This window comes from Paraburkholderia sp. J69-1, from assembly GCF_905220255.1.
In the GTDB taxonomy this organism is placed as follows: domain Bacteria; phylum Pseudomonadota; class Gammaproteobacteria; order Burkholderiales; family Burkholderiaceae; genus Paraburkholderia.
This window is the reverse complement of sequence record NZ_CAJMZG010000003.1, coordinates 567,964-584,633: the sequence shown is the minus strand read 5'-3', so window position 1 is coordinate 584,633 and position 16,670 is coordinate 567,964. Positions and strand designations below refer to the sequence as shown.

Genomic DNA, 16,670 nt, shown 5'->3' with positions numbered 1-16,670 from the left:
CGGAAAAGCACGCGCAGATGCAGGCACCACGAAGCCCGCACAAAAAAGCCGTCCCACAGGGACGGCTTTTTGCATTCAGCAAACTCAAATCATCAACCTGCGGAATTCTGCTCCGCATCCGGTGCAACTTGCGGCGCCAATGCCACAGCATCGGCGAGCTGTTCTTGAGTCAGTTCTTCCAGCAACGCCATATCGCGCGCAATCACTTGCGGAAGATGCGCGCGCAGAAACTCCACCCACGTCTTCGTCTTTGCATCGACGAACTTGCGTGACGGATACAGCGCATACACATTGCTCTTCTGCAGAATGTGCTGCGGCAACACACGCACCAGCGTGCCGTTACGCAGTCCTTCGATCGCCGCATACACCGGCAACGTGCCGATACCCATCCCTTCGCGAATTGCCACCGCGAGCGATTCGGCGATATTCACCTGAACCGGCCCGTCGACGTGCATTTCGACGCTGCCGTCCGGGCCTTCGAGCGTCCATTCGTGCGCGTCCGAAGTCGGCGTCTTGAGAATCAGGCAGTCGTGATGGGCCAGGTCCGCCGGCGTGCGCGGCGCGCCGTGCGTATGCACATATCCCGGCGATGCACACAGAATGCTGTACGTCGACCCCAGCTGATGCGAGACCAGATCCGAATTCGGCAACGAAGCGGCCGTCACCACGGATACATCGCTGCTGCCCTCGAACAGATCGGGCAGGCGTTGCGAAAGCGTCAATTCCACCGTGACTTCGGGATGCAAGGCGCGATAGCGCGAGATCGCAGGCAGTACGTACTGCTGCCCAATACTCGCGAAGCTATGCATGCGCAGCGCGCCAGCCGGACGCTCATGCGCGCAACTCGCTTCCTCTTCCGCGCTATCCACATCCGCGAGAATCTGCCCGCAGCGCTTCAGGTAGCGCTCGCCTGCCGGTGTCAGCGCGAGCCGGCGCGTCGACCGGTTGAGCAGGCGCGTGCGCAGATGCGCCTCCAGTTCCGACACCGCGCGCGACATGGCGCCCGTCGTCGAATCGAGCGATTGGGCCGCGGCAGTGAAACTGCCGGCTTCGACGACGCGGACGAACACCCGCATGTTTTGTAGCGTATCCATCAGACCTTCTTTAAGAACTTCTTGTTTGGCACGAAAACGATATTGTCCGCCTCGCGGGCCCTGGCATTGTTGAGCGATCTGGAACGGACGTTCCTTGCCGGTCCCGTTAATTCGCTTTATTGGCGATCCTACAATCGGCGCTTTGCCGATCCAGGTTTGCGCTTGCGCATTGACATCGACAGACGACCTGCCATGGCAGCGTCGCGTTATCCGTAATCATCGTATCAATCCAAAAGTAGTGCGTTTCCCATGAACCGGCAGCCAACGATACATCGTGCGACCGACCCGCGTCGTCGCGTCGAAATTATCTGGCGTGCCGCGCGGCTTGCCCTGCGCGACTGGCAGGCCACGCACGGCGCGATCTGGCTGCATTTGCTGAAAACGGTGACGGCGGGATTGCTGGCGATGGGCATTGCGATGCTGCTCGACCTGCCGCAGCCGCGCATTGCGATGACCACGGTGTTCGTGCTGATGCAGCCGCTGTCCGGCATGGTGTTCGCGAAGAGCGTGTACCGCATCGTCGGGACGGCGGTGGGCATGGTGGCGGCGGTGGTGCTCGGGGCCGTATTCATCCAGCAGCCCGAACTCTATATCGCCGGGATGACGATGTGGGTGGCCGCCTGTACGGCCGCTGCCATGCGCAATCGACATTTTCGTTGGTACGCGTTCGTGCTGGCCGGTTACACCGCTGCGCTGATCGGCATTCCGCTCGTGTTGCAGCCCAATGGCCTGTTTCTGGCCGCTCTCGGGCGCGGTGCCGAGGTCGCCGTGGGGATTCTGTGTTCCGGGGTCGTCAGTGCGGTTATCGTGCCCCGGCAATCAGGCTCGGTGCTTGAGCGCACCTTGCGCACACGGTATCTCGATTTTACTGCGTTCGCTGCGCGAGTGCTGTCCGGCGGCCTCGAAAGGGACGCGTTCGAAGGGCGATTCGCGAAACTCGTCGATGAAATCGTCGGCTTCGAAGCCACGCGCGCTTTCTCATTTTTCGAAGATCCGACCATGCGCTCGCGCAGCCAGTTGCTCGCACGTCTGAACGGCGAGTTCATGGATGCGAGCGCGCGCCTGCATGCCCTGCGTCAGTTGAAGAAGCGCCTGCGCTGGAGCGACGATTCGATCGCACCGCTTGCCCCCTATTTCAGCGAACTTGCGGCGATACTCGCGCAACGTCCGAGCCTCAAGGAATCGGACCGCGCCTACGCGCTGCGCCTCGCGCAGGATCTCGAATCGTTCCAGCGCACGCTGCCGCGTCACGTTCGCGAGACGCGTCGGCCGCTCGAAACAGCGCCGCCCGAGACGCTCCAGGACTTCGATACATCCGCCGAACTGATCTACCGCTTCAGCGCCGAAATCGCCCGCTACAGCCGCACCTGGGCCTCGCTGACGCAAGCCGGCCTGCCGCCCGAGCCGCGCATCACGCGCTACGTGCCGCGCACCAGCTGGTACGTGGTGGCGTTCACCTTCATGCGCACGGCGGTGGTGGTGGCGGCCGTCGGCTGGTTCTGGATCGAGACCGACTGGCCGAGCGGCGGCCTCGCGATGATCGCCGCCGCCATCACCTGCGCGCTGACCTCATCGGCGCCGCGCGCGACGCGCATGGCGTTCCAGATGGCGGCGGGCGCGAGCTGCGCGACCGTCGTCGGCTATCTGCTGACGTGCTACGTCTACCCGAACGTCGATGGCTTCCCGCTGCTCTGCGCGGCGTTGGCGCCGGCGCTCGCGCTGGGCGCGTTCTTCGCCACCCGTGCGCGCATCGCTGGTTTCGGGGTCGGATTCTCGGTATTTCTGTGTCTGCTCGCGGGCCCGGACAACGTGATTGCCTACACGCCCGATCTGCTGATCAACAACGGTATCGCCGTGGTGGCATCGATGCTGGTGGCCGCGCTGGCCTTTTCGGTGGTGTTCCCGCCGCATATGAGCTGGCTGGTCGAGCGCATGTGCGCGGCCTTGCGCGGCCAGGTCGTGCTGGCCTGTCGCGACGACCTGCCCGGCATCGGCCAGCAGTTCCAGTCGGGCGCGCACGATCTCATGCACCAGTTGCGGCTGCTGCTCAACGGCCGCAAGCAGGCGCACCGGCGCGCGCTGCGCTGGATGCTCGTGACGCTCGAAGTGGGGCATGCGGTCATCGACTTGCGCCACGACGCGCAAACGGCCGCGTGGCTCGCGCAGAGCGATAGCCGATGGCGCGTGTCCCTCGACCACGTGCTCGCCGATATCGCGCGGCTATTCGAGCACCCCGATGCAGCCCAGCTTGATCGCGCGCTGCAGGCCGTGCGTACGGCCACGTGGATCGCGCAGGAGGCACTGCCGCGCGTGCACCACGACCGGGAGCGCCGCCACGACGTTCAGCGGCTCCTGAGCCATCTCCACTTCATCCGCAGCGCGCTGCTCGACCGCGATGCGCCGCTTGGCGCCCATGCGCGTCAGGCGCGCCGTCGCCGCGCGCTGCGTCTGCGTTTCTCCTGAGCCCGTCCGATGGGCGCCTGCGTGATCTTGTCGCAGTCTGGAAATATGCCTTCCACCCCAGCTCCTTAATCAATCCAGGCCCCGGTCATATAGTGGCGTCACTGCTTCGGCAGTACCCGTTAGCACTGGAGAGTGAAATGAAGTCCCTGAAGATCGCTGTTGTTGCCTGTTCGATGTTTGCCGCCGCCGCTGCTTATGCACAGAACGACGCAACGGCGGCGGGCGTCCCGCAGCAGGTCGCCCAAAGCGCAGGTCAGCCTGTCGCTCAAGCGCCCTCGCACCGTGAAATGACGCCGGCAAGTCAAGGCGAATGCGTCGGACCTGCCAGCTTCTGCAACATTTATTTCGGTAGCTGAGATCGAGTAACCGCCCGCCATGAGCAGGCGCAAGCTTGAAATTCTTGCCGCGGCGCCTTGATTCAGGGTCCCGCGGCGTTTGCGCATTCCGGCCGCAAAACAGTATTGCAAACGCCGTGATGCAAGGCCGCCATAGCGAGACCTGAAAATGGGCACTTGGCGATCAGAGAGTTTGTGGAGACTTTGATGTACGAAGACCGTATTCGTTGTGCCGCACTGCGCGGCAAGATCACCTCGGCTGCCGAAGCAGCTCAACTCGTGCGCAATGGCATGCGCGTCGGCGCGAGCGGCTTCACGCGCGCGGGCGACACCAAGGCCGTGCCGCTCGAACTCGCACGCCGCGCGCGCGAAGAGAAGGAACCGCTGCGTATCACGCTGATGACGGGCGCCTCGCTCGGCCACGACGTCGATCGCATGCTGACCGAAGCGGGCGTGCTCGAACGCCGCCTGCCGTTCCAGGTGGACACCACGCTGCGCCGTGCGATCAATCGCGGCGAAGTGATGTTCGTGGACCAGCATCTCTCCGAGACCGTCGAGATGTTGCGCGCGAACCTGCTTGGCAAGCTCGACCTCGCCATCATCGAGGCCGCGGCGATTACGGAGACGGGCGCGATCGTTCCCACGACCTCCGTGGGCAATTCGGCGAGCTTCGCGATTCTCGCGGAGAAGGTGATCGTCGAAATCAATCTTGCGCAGCCGCTCGGTCTCGAAGGCCTGCACGACGTATGGATTCCGGGCCGCCGCCCGCATCGCGATCCGCTGCCCATCGTGCGCGTCAACGATCGCGTCGGCACCCAGGCGATCGAGATTCCGCCCGAGAAAATCGCCGCCATCGTCATCACCAACGAGCCGGACAGCCCCTCGACCGTGCTGCCCGCCGATGAAGAAACCGCGCGTATCGCGGGCCATCTGATCGACTTCCTCCAGCATGAAGTCAAGCACGGCCGCATGAGCGCGCAACTGCCGCCGCTGCAGGCCGGTATCGGCACGATTGCGAACGCGGTGCTGTCGGGTTTTGTCGATTCGCCGTTCGAAGCGCTCACGATGTATTCGGAAGTGCTGCAGGATTCGACGTTCGATCTGATCGACTCGGGCAAGATGGTGTTCGCTTCGGGCGCGTCCATGACGCTTTCCGCGCCGCGCCAGGAACAGGTGCTCGCCGAACTCGACCGCTATCGCGACAAGCTCGTGCTGCGTCCGCAGGAAGTCAGCAACCATCCGGAAGTGATTCGCCGCCTCGGCCTGATCGCGCTGAACACGGCGCTCGAATGCGACATCTACGGCAACGTGAATTCCACGCACGTGGGCGGCACGCACATGATGAACGGCATCGGCGGTTCAGGCGACTTCGCGCGCAACGCGTCGTGCGCGATCTTCGCGACCAAGGCGATCGCCAAGGACGGCAAGATCTCGAGTATCGTGCCGATGGTGCCGCACGTCGATCACAACGAGCATGACGTCGATGTGATCGTCACGGAGCAAGGTCTCGCCGATCTGCGCGGTCTCGCGCCGCGCGAACGCGCCGCGCTGATCATCGAGCGTTGCGTGCATCCGCTCTATCGCGACCTGCTGCGCGACTATTACAAGGACGCGCAGAAGATCGGTGGTCAGACGCCGCACAACCTCGCCACGGCGTACGAAATGCATCTGCGCTTCAACGAGACTGGCTCGATGCTGCCGGGCGCGGCGGATGCAGGCGAACTCGTCGCGAATGCATAAACGCGCTTGAGCATATCTTCTGACGCGCGAGCATAAAAAAACGGGAGCACCGGTGACGGTGCTCCCGTTTTGCCCTGGCGTCCGCGTATTAGCGCATTAGCAGGTTAGCGAAACACGCTACGCCCTGCGGAACAGCCTGATGATAAACAGCAGGATAACCGCGCCAACAATAGCGGTGATGATCGAGCTGATCATGCCGGTGCCGATATGAATGCCGAGCAGCCCGGCAAGCCAGCCGCCGATGAACGCCCCGACAATCCCGACGATGATATCGACGATCAATCCGAAGCCGCCGCCCTTGACGAGCACTCCAGCGAGCCAGCCAGCGATTGCGCCGATGATGAGCCAGGCGATGATGCCGTGTTCCATATAGAAGACTCCCCTCGTTGACGTGAACACTCTCACGATGAATTGGAGCTTAGTCGAAGGGCAGGATCGCGTCCACGAAACACAGTCAGAATTGACAGTTCTTGAAAGCCGCCGCGCGTTGTTTCGATTGATGCAACGCGATAGAAATGAAATCGTAAGGAATGCGAGGCGATTTCCATAAAGACGGGCGGCGCTTTCGTTTTAATTACTCGGGCGCAACTTCCGTTTCTGCCGCCGTCCAGCTCACGCTCGACACGCTTTTTTCCATGCTGAGGCGGCTCGCCATCAGTTCAAGCTTGGACTGATATTTCGGATGCAGCCGCACGGTGGCCGTCACGCGCAGCCGTTGCGGTTCGCCCGGCAGATCTTCGCTCGTCAGACTCTGGAACGAGAGCGGCGTGGAATACATCGAATTGGACAGCACGGTGCGAATATGGATTTCGTCCTCTTCGCGACACACCACGGTCAGCTCGTAGACGCGCACGAGATCGGCGTTCGATACGGGCGACTGATTGATGATGCGGCTGACCTCGCGCAGCACCGTATTGGTGAGCAGCACGACCGCCGTACCCGCGATGGCAGGCACGTAATGGCCCGCGCCGCACAGCACGCCCACGGCCGCCGAACACCACAAGGTCGCTGCCGTATTGATGCCCTGAATGGAGCCCTTGTCGCGCATGATCACGCCGCCGCCGAGGAAGCCCACGCCCGACACCACATAGGCCGCGATCTGCGTGATGCCGCTCGTGCCGTTGCCCGTCAATACGCCAAGCGTGACGAACAGACACGCGCCGCTGGCCACGAGCGTGATGGTGCGCAGGCCCGCCGTGCGCTGACGCATCTGGCGTTCCAGTCCGATGGCGACGCCGCAGGCGAACGCCGCGAGCAATCGCAAGGCGAATTCGTAATTCATCGTTCTGTCATGAAAGCGGCCGGCGGGAGCTTGAGAAACCCGCAAGGGCGATCCGCCATGCAGTGGGCGCGGTGGATCATACGCGGGACAAGGCGGCTCGCCAAGCTGACAAGCCTGCCATTTAGAAGTCAGCATCTGGCCACGGCCTCCAGGCGAGACTGGCGGTATTCGACTATTCACAATGAATCACGCCGGGAAGAGCAAGACGATGGAGAGGAGACGCTGATGGACACGCTGCGCAACATGCGTATTTTCGTAAGAGTGGTGGAGTCGGGCAGCTTCACGCGCGCCGCCGCGAACGAAGCGATGACGACAGCGCAGGTCTCGCGCGCAGTCACCGATCTGGAATCGCGTCTGCGTACGCGCCTGCTGAATCGCACCACGCGGCGCATGTCGCTGACCGAAGCGGGCGAGCGCTACCTGCAAAGCTGCAAGCGCATTCTTGCCGACATCGAGCAGGCCGAAGCCGAAGCCGCCGCCGCGCACGCGAATCCGGCCGGCAAGCTGCGCGTCTATGGTGGCACGAGTTTTGGGCAGCATTACGTCATGCCGTTGATTGCCCGTTATCAGCAGCATCTGCCCGATGTGGCCGTCGACTTGACGATCGCGCAGGAGATGCCCGACATCATCGAAGAAGGCTACGACGTGGCCGTGGTGGTGGCCGCGGAACTCGAAGATTCCGCGCTGATTTCCCAGCAGCTCGGCAGCACGGCGGCCATTCTGTGTGCGTCGCCGGACTATCTGCGCGCGCGCGGCGTGCCGCATTCATTCGACGACCTCGACGCGCACACCTGCCTGCATCTCACCGATGCAAGCCTGCCCGCCGGGCAGTGGGTTTCCGAAGGCCCGCAGGGCGAAACCTTCCGGCATACCGGCGTTACGCCGTTCCAGGTGAACAACCCGGAAGCGCTTGCTCTGGCGATTCGCGAAGGCATGGGCATCGGCCCGTTGCCGGTGCCTGTCGCGCTGCCGGGACTGGCGGATGGCACGCTCGTGCGCGTGTTGCCCACGCACCGTTTGCAAACGCTCAATATCTACGCGCTCTACGCATCGCGCCGTTATCTGGACGCGAAGATCCGCACCTTCGTGGAGTTTCTGCGCGAGAAAGTGCCGCTCGTGCTCACCGAGCAGGAAAGCGCGCTTGCCACCTGCGATGCGCCGGGTCGACGCGCGGCGGCCACACCGTTTCGCGAAGCGCGGCAACTGCATGCGAAAGCCGATAAACATGAGAAACATGAGGTGGAGCGTCTGCGCCTCGTGAACTAGAAGCGGCCAGCCAGGCCCACAAAAATCACAAAGCTCACCAAGCTCATTAAGCACGACTAGAAAAACGCACGCGCATGGTGTGACGGGAGACCTGCATCCAACGTTTGCGAACGAGCCGCAAAGGCACGCTGTAGCAGCCGCGTTTGAGCGATTGAACGTAGCTGTCAGTTTCGCCATATTCGCGCCAGCCAACCGCCAGTGCGATTGCCTATGATGCGGCACCGTTTGACCGACGCGCAGCGCGTATTTTCTTTCGCCAGCTATTTCGCTGAATTTGTCTGATTTACCCGAACCCGTCTCATGTGGATCGTTAATCTCGCGCTGAAGCGGCCATACACGTTCATCGTGATGGCCATCATGATCGTGCTGGCCACGCCGTTCGTGCTGATGTCGATGGCCACCGACGTGCTGCCGAACATCAATATTCCGGTCATCAGCATCATCTGGTCGTACACGGGCTTTTCCGCGCAGGACATGGCCCAGCGCATCACCTCGGTCAACGAGCGCAGCCTCACGACCACGGTGAGCAATATCGAGCACATCGAATCGCAGTCGCTGCCCGGCATCGCCATCATCAAGCTGTTTCTGCAACCGGGTGCGAGCCTGCAAACGGCGATCGCGCAGGCCGTGGCTTCCGAGCAGGCGCAGGTCAAACAGATGCCGCCCGGCGCGACGCCGCCGCTGGTGATCAGCTATTCGGCTTCGAGTATTCCGGTCATTCAGCTCGGGCTGTCGAGCAAGTCGATGAGCGAACAGGCGCTCGCCGATATCGCCATGAATTTTCTGCGCCCGCAACTCATTACGATTCCGGGCGCGCAGGTGCCTTATCCGTATGGCGGCAAAACGCGGGTGATTTCCGTCGATATCGACACGCGCTCGCTCATTTCCAAAGGCCTCACGCCAGCGGATATCGTCAACGCGGTGAGCGCGCAGAATCTGATTCTGCCGACCGGCACGGCCAAACTCGGCCAGACCGAATATCGCGTGGACACCAATGCGTCGCCCGACACGATCGCGGGCCTCAATCGCATTCCCGTGCAGACAGTGAATGGCGCGACGACTTATCTCGGCGACGTCGCGCATGTGCGCGACGGCTTTACGCCGCAAACCAATATCGTGCGTCAGGATGGCCAGCGCGGCGTGCTGATGTCGATCCTCAAGAGCGGCGATGCATCGACGCTGCAAGTCGTCGGCAAGCTCAAAAGCCTGCTGCCGCAAGTGCGCAACACCTTGCCCGCCGATCTGGTGATCCAGCCGCTGTTCGACCAGTCGATTTTCGTCTCGGCGGCCGTGCAGGGCGTGGTGCGCGAAGCGCTGATCGCGGCCGCGCTGACCGCCGCGATGATCCTGCTGTTCCTCGGCAACTGGCGCAGCACGCTCATTATTGCGGTATCGATTCCCCTGTCGATTCTGGCGTCGATCATCGCGCTGTTCGCATTGGGCGAAACCATCAACATCATGACGCTCGGCGGCCTCGCGCTCGCCGTGGGGATTCTTGTTGACGACGCAACGGTCACGATCGAAAACATCGAACGGCATCTTCATTTAGGCGCGAAACTGCACGAAGGCATTCTCGAAGGCGCTGGTGAAATCGCCGTGCCGGCACTGGTTTCCACGCTTTGCATCTGTATCGTCTTCGTGCCGATGTTCTTTCTCACGGGCGTGGCGCGCTTCCTGTTCGTGCCGCTCGCGGAAGCCGTGGTGTTCGCGATGATCGCCTCGTACATTCTTTCGCGCACGCTGGTGCCGACGCTTGCGATGCTGCTGTTCGAAGGCCACGATCCTTCTGCGCACGCGCAGAAGGGCGCACGCGCGTCGATGTTCGCGCGCGTGCACGAGCGTTTCAATCATGGTTTCGAGCGTGTGCGTGCGAATTACATCGCGCTACTGAGCGTTCTGCTCGCACGGCGGCGCTTCTTTGGCGTGTCGTTTCTGTCGTTCTGTCTGCTTTCGCTGGGCCTCGTGTTTTTCCTCGGCCGCGACTTTTTCCCAACCGTCGATGCGGGCAATATCCGCCTGCATATGCGCGCGCCGACGGGTTATCGCATCGAAGAAACCGCACGTCTCGCCGATGAAGTCGAACGCACCATCCGCACGGTCGTGCCCGCCGATCAACTTGCCACCATCGTCGATAATCTGGGCCTGCCGTATAGCGGTATCAATCTTTCGTACAGCAACGCGGGCACGATGGGCACGCTCGACGGCGAAATCCAGATCGCGCTCAAGCCCGAGCACGATCCTTCGCACGTCTATATCGACAAACTGCGCACCTTGCTGCCGCAGCGTTTTCCTGGCGTCGAATTCTTCTTCCAGCCCGCCGACATCATCACGCAGATTCTGAACTTCGGTCAGCCTGCGGCGATCGACGTGCAGGTGGTGGGATCGGATCTCCACAAGAATATGGCGATCGCAAGCGCGCTGCTCAAGCAGGTGCGCCAGTTGCCGGGCGCGGTCGACGCGCATATCGAACAGCGTAACGACGAACCGGGATTGATGCTCGCGATGGACCGCTCGCGCATGCAGCAACTCAATTTGAGCCCGCAAAACGTGGCTCAGGATGTGCTGATCGCGCTTTCGGGCAGTTCGCAGACCTCGCCGGCGTTCTGGGTGAGCCCGCAGAATGGCGTGGAATATCCGCTTGCCGTGCAGACGCCGCAATACCGCGAAACGTCGATCAACGAAGTGATGGGCACGCCGGTTTCAGCGCATGTGGGCAACGCCGCCGCGCCGTTGCAACTCGTGAGCAATCTCGTGCAACTCAAACCGCACGACGGCCCGGCGATCGTCACGCACTACAACATTCGGCCTGTGATCGACGTGCTCATCAGCGTGGAGGGCAGCGATCTTGGCGCGGTGGGGGCGCATATCGACGACCTTATCAAGAACATGCAGGCGCACGCGCCGCGCGGCACCATGATTACGATGCGCGGCCAGATCGACACCATGCGTTCCTCGTTTATCGGTCTGGGCGCGGGGATTGCGATGGCGATCGTGCTGGTCTATCTGCTGATCGTGGTGAATTTCCAGTCGTGGGCCGATCCGCTCATTATCATCAGTGCCTTGCCGGCTGCACTTGCGGGCATCGCGTGGATGCTGTTCATCACCGGCACGCATCTGAGCGTGCCCGCATTGACGGGCGCGATTATGACCGTGGGCGTGGCGACCGCCAACAGTATTCTGGTGGTCTCGTTCGCGCGCCAGCGTCTTTCGGCGGGCGCAACGCCGCTGGCAGCCGCGCTCGAAGCGGGCGCGACGCGTATCCGGCCCGTGTTGATGACCGCGTTCGCCATGATGATCGGCATGGTGCCGATGGCGCTGGGTCTGGGCGAAGGCGCGGAACAGAATGCACCGCTCGGACGCGCGGTGATCGGCGGTCTGCTGTTTGCAACTGTCTCCACGCTTTTATTCGTACCCCTGATGTTTGCAGCGGTGCACTCGCGCCTTGCCCACCGCGCCGAAACGAAACGCGCGCGCGCCGCGCAGCGTCGTGCCGATTAATCTTTCCGATGCCGAAGACATGAACGAACCTCACCACCATTCTTCTCTCGACATCTCCGTGAGCGGCGAGCAGGGCCTGGATCTGCCCGCGCGCGCTCAGGCGGGACGGCGTGCACGCCTCGCGGTAATCGTCGTCGCTTTGCTGCTGGCGGCGGGCGCGGCGCGCACGATCGTGTCGAACGTGCTCAATGCCCACCATCTCGCCGATGTCACCAGCCAGAACGCGAAGCAGTACGTGAGCGTCGTGCAGCCCACGCCCGCAGGCGCGGACGGCCGCATCGTGCTGCCCGGCACGCTGCGCGGCTACGTGGAAGCGCCGATCTATTCGCGCGCGACGGGCTACGTGCTCAAGTGGTACGCGGATATTGGCGCGCATGTGCAGCAAGGCCAGTTGCTCGCCGATATCGACACGCCCGAAATCGATCAGGAACTCGCGCAGGCTCAGGCGCAACGCGATCAGTCGGCATCGACGCTCGCGCTCGCCAAGACTTCGTTCGACCGCGCGCAGCAATTGCGGCAACGCGACGCCGTTTCGCAGCAGGAACTCGACGACCGGCAGGGCGCGTACAACCAGGACGTGGCGAATCTCGCTGCCGCCGACGCCAACGTGCGCCGCCTGCAGCAGACCCGATCGTTCCAGCATATCGTCGCGCCGATCACGGGCGTGATTACGCAGCGTAACGTCGATATCGGCGATCTCGTGAATGCGGGCAATGGCGGCGCGGGGCGTGCGCTGTTTGCGATTGCCCAGTCCGATCCGCTGCGGCTCTATCTGGACGTGCCGCAGACCTACGCACCGCAAGTAGCGGTGGGCCAGCACGTGAGCGTGAGCGAGCAGGAATTGCCCGGCGTGACGTTCGACGGCACGGTCACGCGCACCGCGCAGGCGATCAATGTGGCCACGCGCACGCTGCAGGTGGAAATTGCGCTGCCCAATCACGACGGCAAGCTGTTGCCCGGAGCCTATGTGCAGGCCGCGCTGCAAACCGATTCGCACGGACTCCTGACGGTTCCCGGCAACACGCTGCTGTTCCGCTCGGAAGGACCGCGTCTGGCCGTGGTGGATGCGCAAGGCAAGATCAAGCTCAAACCCGTGGAGATCGCGCAGGATCAGGGCCAGACGCTGGAAATCAGCCGCGGGCTCGATGCGGGCGATCGCGTCGTGCTCAATCCCAGCGATTCGATCGCCGATGGCGATTCCGTCGTCGTGGTCGCGCCGCAAAAGGGCGCGGCTTCTACGCCGCGAGGAACGACGTGATGACCGTGCGTTTTTCGTTGCCAGCCGCGCGCGCAACGCTGTTTGCAGGCGCATTGGCGAGTCTCGCCGCCTGCACGGTCGGCCCCGATTATCGCGCGCCGCAAACGGCCAGCCCGGCCGCATGGCAGGTCGATCCCGCCGATGCCTACTGGCACGCGGCGCAGCCTTCGCATGCGCCGCTCGATCCGCAATGGTGGACCGTGTTCGGCAATCAGGAGCTTGACGGGCTGGAAAACGCGGCGCTGGCGGAAAACCAGACGCTGCGTGTGGCCGTCGCGCACTACGCGCAGGCGCGCTCGACGCTCGCCTCGGTGTCCTCGCAACAGTCGCCGCAGGTATCGCTCGACGGCAGCCTCGCGCGCGAGCGCATCTCCGCGAATCGCCCGCAGACGAGCTATGTGACGCCGAATATGTCGACGGTGCAGAACGACATCAAGGTCGGGCCGACCATCAGCTACGAACTCGATCTGTTCGGGCGCATCCGGCGCATGGTGGAATCGGCGCAGGCGTCCGCGCAGGAAGCGGGCGACGATCTCGCCAACGCGCGCCTCGTGCTCACGGCGGAACTGGCCACCGATTATTTCGCGCTGCGCGAACTCGACGATGAAATCGACGTGGTGAACCGCTCGATCGCGCTGCAACAGAAGGCGCTCGACTTCGTCAACGCGCAGCACGATCTGGGCGCGGTGTCGGGCCTCACGCTCCTGCAGCAGAAGGCGCAACTGGACGCCACGAAAACGCAGGTGCATCTGCTGGAAAACCAGCGTCAGCAGGACGAACACGCCATCGCCGTGCTGGTCGGCAAGCCCGCGCCGGCATTCGCGCTCGCGCCCAGGGTCACGCCCTTGCCCACGCCCGCCTTGCCGACCGGCTTGCCGAGCGAGTTGCTGCAGCGCCGCCCGGATGTGGCGTCGGCCGAGCGCGCGATGGCGGCGGCCAACGCACAGATCGGCGTAGCGCGCTCCGCGTACTTTCCCGACATCACGCTCTCGCCGACGCTGGGCTGGGAAGCGACCAGCTTCGGCAGCCTGTTTACCGCGTCGAGCCTGCTATGGTCGCTTGGCGCGAGTGCGGGCGAGGTGTTGTTCGATGGCGGCAAGCGCGCGGCCGGCGTGGATTACGCGCAGGCGGGTTACGAATCGGCGCAGGCGTCGTATCGGCAGACCGTGCTCACGGCCTTCCAGGAGGTGCAGAATGCGGTGACGGGGCTTTCCGTGCTCGAACGCGCGTCGACGGACGGTCAGGCGGCGGTGGACGACGCGCGCCAATCGTTCGATCTCGCCAACGACCGCTATCAGGGCGGTCTGGTCGCCTTCATCGACGTGCTCAACGCCGAGCAGCAATTGCTTGCCAGCGAGCGCCAGGAGGTGCAGATTCACGGACAGCAGGCCGCCACGGTGGTATATCTGGCAAAGGCGCTGGGCGGCGGCTGGAGCGCGGACGAACGCGCGCTCGCCTGTAGCATGGGCACCTGCCGCGAAGTGCCGGCAGGCGGCGCGCAAAATCCGCAGAACGCCGCGCCCGGACGAGGCTGACGGCAACACAAATACGATTCGACGCGGCCCACGAGGCCGCGCGCGAAGTGGAGGGCAAGCATGAAAGTACTGGTTATCGAAGATGAACGCAAAGTCGTGGACTATCTGCGCAGCGGCTTGAGCGAGCAGGGCTGGATCGTCGATGTGGCGATGGACGGTGAAGAAGGCGCGTGGATGGCCACCGAATACGATTTCGATGTGATCGTGCTCGACGTGATGTTGCCGAAGCTCGACGGCTTCGGCGTGCTGCGCGCGGTGCGCGCGAAAAAGGAAACGCCGGTCATCATGCTGACCGCGCGCGATCGCGTGGACGATCGTGTCCATGGTCTGCGCGATGGCGCCGACGACTATCTGACCAAACCGTTTTCGTTTCTCGAACTGGTCGAGCGTTTGCGTGCGCTGACGCGTCGCGCACGCGCACAGGAATCGACGCTGATTTCCGTGGGCGATCTGCAGGTGGATCTGATCAGCCGCCGCGCCACGCGCGATGGCGTGCGCCTCGATCTCACGGCCAAGGAGTTCCAGTTGCTTTCGGTGCTGGCGCGGCGGCGCGGCGAGATTCTGTCGAAGACGCTCATCACCGAACTGGTCTGGGATGTGAACTTCGAAAGCAACGCCAACGTGGTCGAAACCGCCATCAAACGCCTGCGCGCGAAACTCGACGGTCCGCATGCGGCCAAGCTGCTGCACACGATTCGCGGCATGGGCTACGTGCTCGAAGTGCGCGAAGACGGGGGCGCGCTGTCATGAAACGCTCGATTTCGCTGCGGCTTTCGGCGATGTTCGCAGCGGTGTCGCTGGTCGTCTTCACGCTGACCGGCACGGGCCTTTTTCTGCTGATGCAAGGGCAGCTTTTCAACGAGCTGCGCGAGACGCTCGACACGCGCGCGCGTATCGCCAGCCTGATCGTTTCGCACGCGCCCGACGTGAAGAAGTGGGCCTTCGTGCAGGAAAAACTGCGCGATCTTTCGCCTGCCGATAGCCGCATGCACTACTACGTCGAAGGCCCCGATCCGCGCTTTCGCTTTGGCGCGCCGGTGGCGGGCACGGTCACGGGCGATGTCGGCCCGAACCATCAACTCGTGCGCCCGCCTGGCTGCAATTACGACGTGATCGTCACGAGCATCATCGTGCCCGCGAGCGGCGATCGCCCCGAAGTGAAGCTGGTGGTGTCGAGCGATTGCGTGCGCACCGAAAGCATGTTGCGGCGCTTTGGCATCGCGCTGGGTGTGCTGATTGCGTTGTCCACGATTGCGGTTGCGTTGCTGAGCCGCGCAGTCACGCGCTTCGGTCTTGCGCCGCTTACGCGGCTGTCGCGCGAGGCGACGCAACTGAGTCCGTCGAACCGGCGTCAGCGTTTGCATTCGGGCGAATTGCCCGAGGAATTGCATGAACTCGCAACGTCGTTTAACGGCGCATTGGAGCGGCTCGATAAAGCCTATGAACGCCTCGAATCGTTCAATGCCGATGTCGCGCACGAATTGCGCACGCCGGTGAGCATTCTGATCGGCCAGACGCAGGTGGCGCTCACGCGCGATCGCTCGGTCGAACAGTTGCAACAGACGCTGCAATCGAATCTTGAGGAATTCGAACGATTGCGCGTGATCGTCAACGACATGCTGTTCCTCTCGCGCAGCGATCGCGGCGAGCGCGCAACGGAACTGGCGGAAGTGTCATTGCGCGGCGAAGTCGAGCGCATGCTGGAGTTTCTGGAGATGCCGCTCGAAGAAGCGCAATTGAATGTGGACGTGCAAGGCGATGCGCGCGCGTGGGTCAATACTTCGCTGATTGGCCGTGCGGTGAGCAATCTGTTTGTGAATGCGATCCAGCATTCGTCGCCGGGTACGGTTTTGCAGGCCACGATTGCGCCGCAGGACGGCCACGTGGAAATCGCCGTATCGAATCCTGGCGAGCCGCTCGATCCCGATGTGCGCGAGCATATCTTCGACCGCTTTTATCGCATTCAGGAAGCGCGTTCGAACAGCCACGAAAATCACGGGCTGGGGCTTTCCATCGTCAAGGCCGTGGCCGAAATGCATGGCGGCACGGTGTTCGTGCGCAGTGCCAACGGCATCAATACGTTTGGCTTTTCCGTGGCGGCGCAGGGCGGTTCGGCTGCGAGCGCGAACGAGCCGGTCGTGCCCGATCTGCCGCGTCAAGGGCGCGCTGGTTTGCCGATGCACGTTTCGTCGTAGAAGG

General features: G+C 63.1%; 12 protein-coding genes. 9 read left to right on the top strand and 3 right to left on the bottom strand.

Annotated features, from left to right (window positions below; genetic code table 11):
- Positions 1–92: 92 nt before the first annotated feature.
- Positions 93–1,094, bottom strand: a complete 1,002-nt coding sequence (locus tag U5A67_RS08250; RefSeq protein ID WP_321813671.1) for a LysR family transcriptional regulator — start codon at positions 1,092–1,094, stop codon at positions 93–95.
- Between the two features lie 249 nt (positions 1,095–1,343).
- Between U5A67_RS08250 and U5A67_RS08245 the strand changes: the two genes are divergently transcribed.
- The 3 genes from U5A67_RS08245 to U5A67_RS08235 all read left to right on the top strand — a co-directional run bounded on the left by U5A67_RS08245 (position 1,344) and on the right by U5A67_RS08235 (position 5,632).
- Positions 1,344–3,557, top strand: coding sequence for an FUSC family protein (locus U5A67_RS08245; protein WP_321813670.1), 2,214 nt, complete (start codon positions 1,344–1,346; stop codon positions 3,555–3,557).
- Between the two features lie 137 nt (positions 3,558–3,694).
- Positions 3,695–3,913: a hypothetical protein gene (locus tag U5A67_RS08240; RefSeq protein ID WP_321813669.1), complete on the top strand. Its 219-nt coding sequence runs from the start codon at positions 3,695–3,697 to the stop codon at positions 3,911–3,913.
- 186 nt (positions 3,914–4,099) lie between these two features.
- Complete coding sequence (locus U5A67_RS08235; RefSeq protein WP_321813668.1) at positions 4,100–5,632, top strand: acetyl-CoA hydrolase/transferase family protein; 1,533 nt, start codon at positions 4,100–4,102, stop codon at positions 5,630–5,632.
- 117 nt (positions 5,633–5,749) lie between these two features.
- Here U5A67_RS08235 and U5A67_RS08230 read toward each other — a convergent pair whose 3' ends face one another.
- Both U5A67_RS08230 and U5A67_RS08225 read right to left on the bottom strand, forming a co-directional pair.
- Complete coding sequence (locus U5A67_RS08230) at positions 5,750–6,001, bottom strand: GlsB/YeaQ/YmgE family stress response membrane protein (protein ID WP_205987278.1); 252 nt, start codon at positions 5,999–6,001, stop codon at positions 5,750–5,752.
- A 205-nt stretch (positions 6,002–6,206) separates the two neighbouring features.
- Positions 6,207–6,914, bottom strand: a complete 708-nt coding sequence (locus tag U5A67_RS08225; RefSeq protein WP_321813667.1) for an MgtC/SapB family protein — start codon at positions 6,912–6,914, stop codon at positions 6,207–6,209.
- 225 nt (positions 6,915–7,139) lie between these two features.
- On the opposite strand from U5A67_RS08225, the gene U5A67_RS08220 reads away from it, so the two are divergent.
- From U5A67_RS08220 to U5A67_RS08195, 6 genes are all read left to right on the top strand, one after another.
- Entirely contained in the window at positions 7,140–8,180 is a 1,041-nt protein-coding gene (locus U5A67_RS08220; protein WP_205987280.1) for a LysR family transcriptional regulator, read from the top strand.
- A 300-nt stretch (positions 8,181–8,480) separates the two neighbouring features.
- Positions 8,481–11,678, top strand: a complete 3,198-nt coding sequence (locus tag U5A67_RS08215) for an efflux RND transporter permease subunit (RefSeq protein WP_321813666.1) — start codon at positions 8,481–8,483, stop codon at positions 11,676–11,678.
- A 19-nt stretch (positions 11,679–11,697) separates the two neighbouring features.
- Positions 11,698–12,936: an efflux RND transporter periplasmic adaptor subunit gene (locus U5A67_RS08210; protein WP_205987282.1), complete on the top strand. Its 1,239-nt coding sequence runs from the start codon at positions 11,698–11,700 to the stop codon at positions 12,934–12,936.
- Positions 12,936–14,471 (top strand): efflux transporter outer membrane subunit, encoded by a 1,536-nt coding sequence (locus tag U5A67_RS08205; protein ID WP_321813665.1) that lies wholly within the window; start codon positions 12,936–12,938, stop codon positions 14,469–14,471. The genes U5A67_RS08210 and U5A67_RS08205 overlap by 1 nt, the downstream gene beginning before the upstream one ends.
- A 60-nt stretch (positions 14,472–14,531) precedes the next feature.
- Positions 14,532–15,221, top strand: a complete 690-nt coding sequence (locus U5A67_RS08200) for a heavy metal response regulator transcription factor (RefSeq protein ID WP_103706550.1) — start codon at positions 14,532–14,534, stop codon at positions 15,219–15,221.
- The gene (locus tag U5A67_RS08195; RefSeq protein ID WP_321813664.1) at positions 15,218–16,666 is read left to right on the top strand and encodes a heavy metal sensor histidine kinase; all 1,449 of its coding nucleotides are present in this window, start codon (positions 15,218–15,220) and stop codon (positions 16,664–16,666) included. The genes U5A67_RS08200 and U5A67_RS08195 overlap by 4 nt, the downstream gene beginning before the upstream one ends.
- Positions 16,667–16,670: the final 4 nt, after the last annotated feature.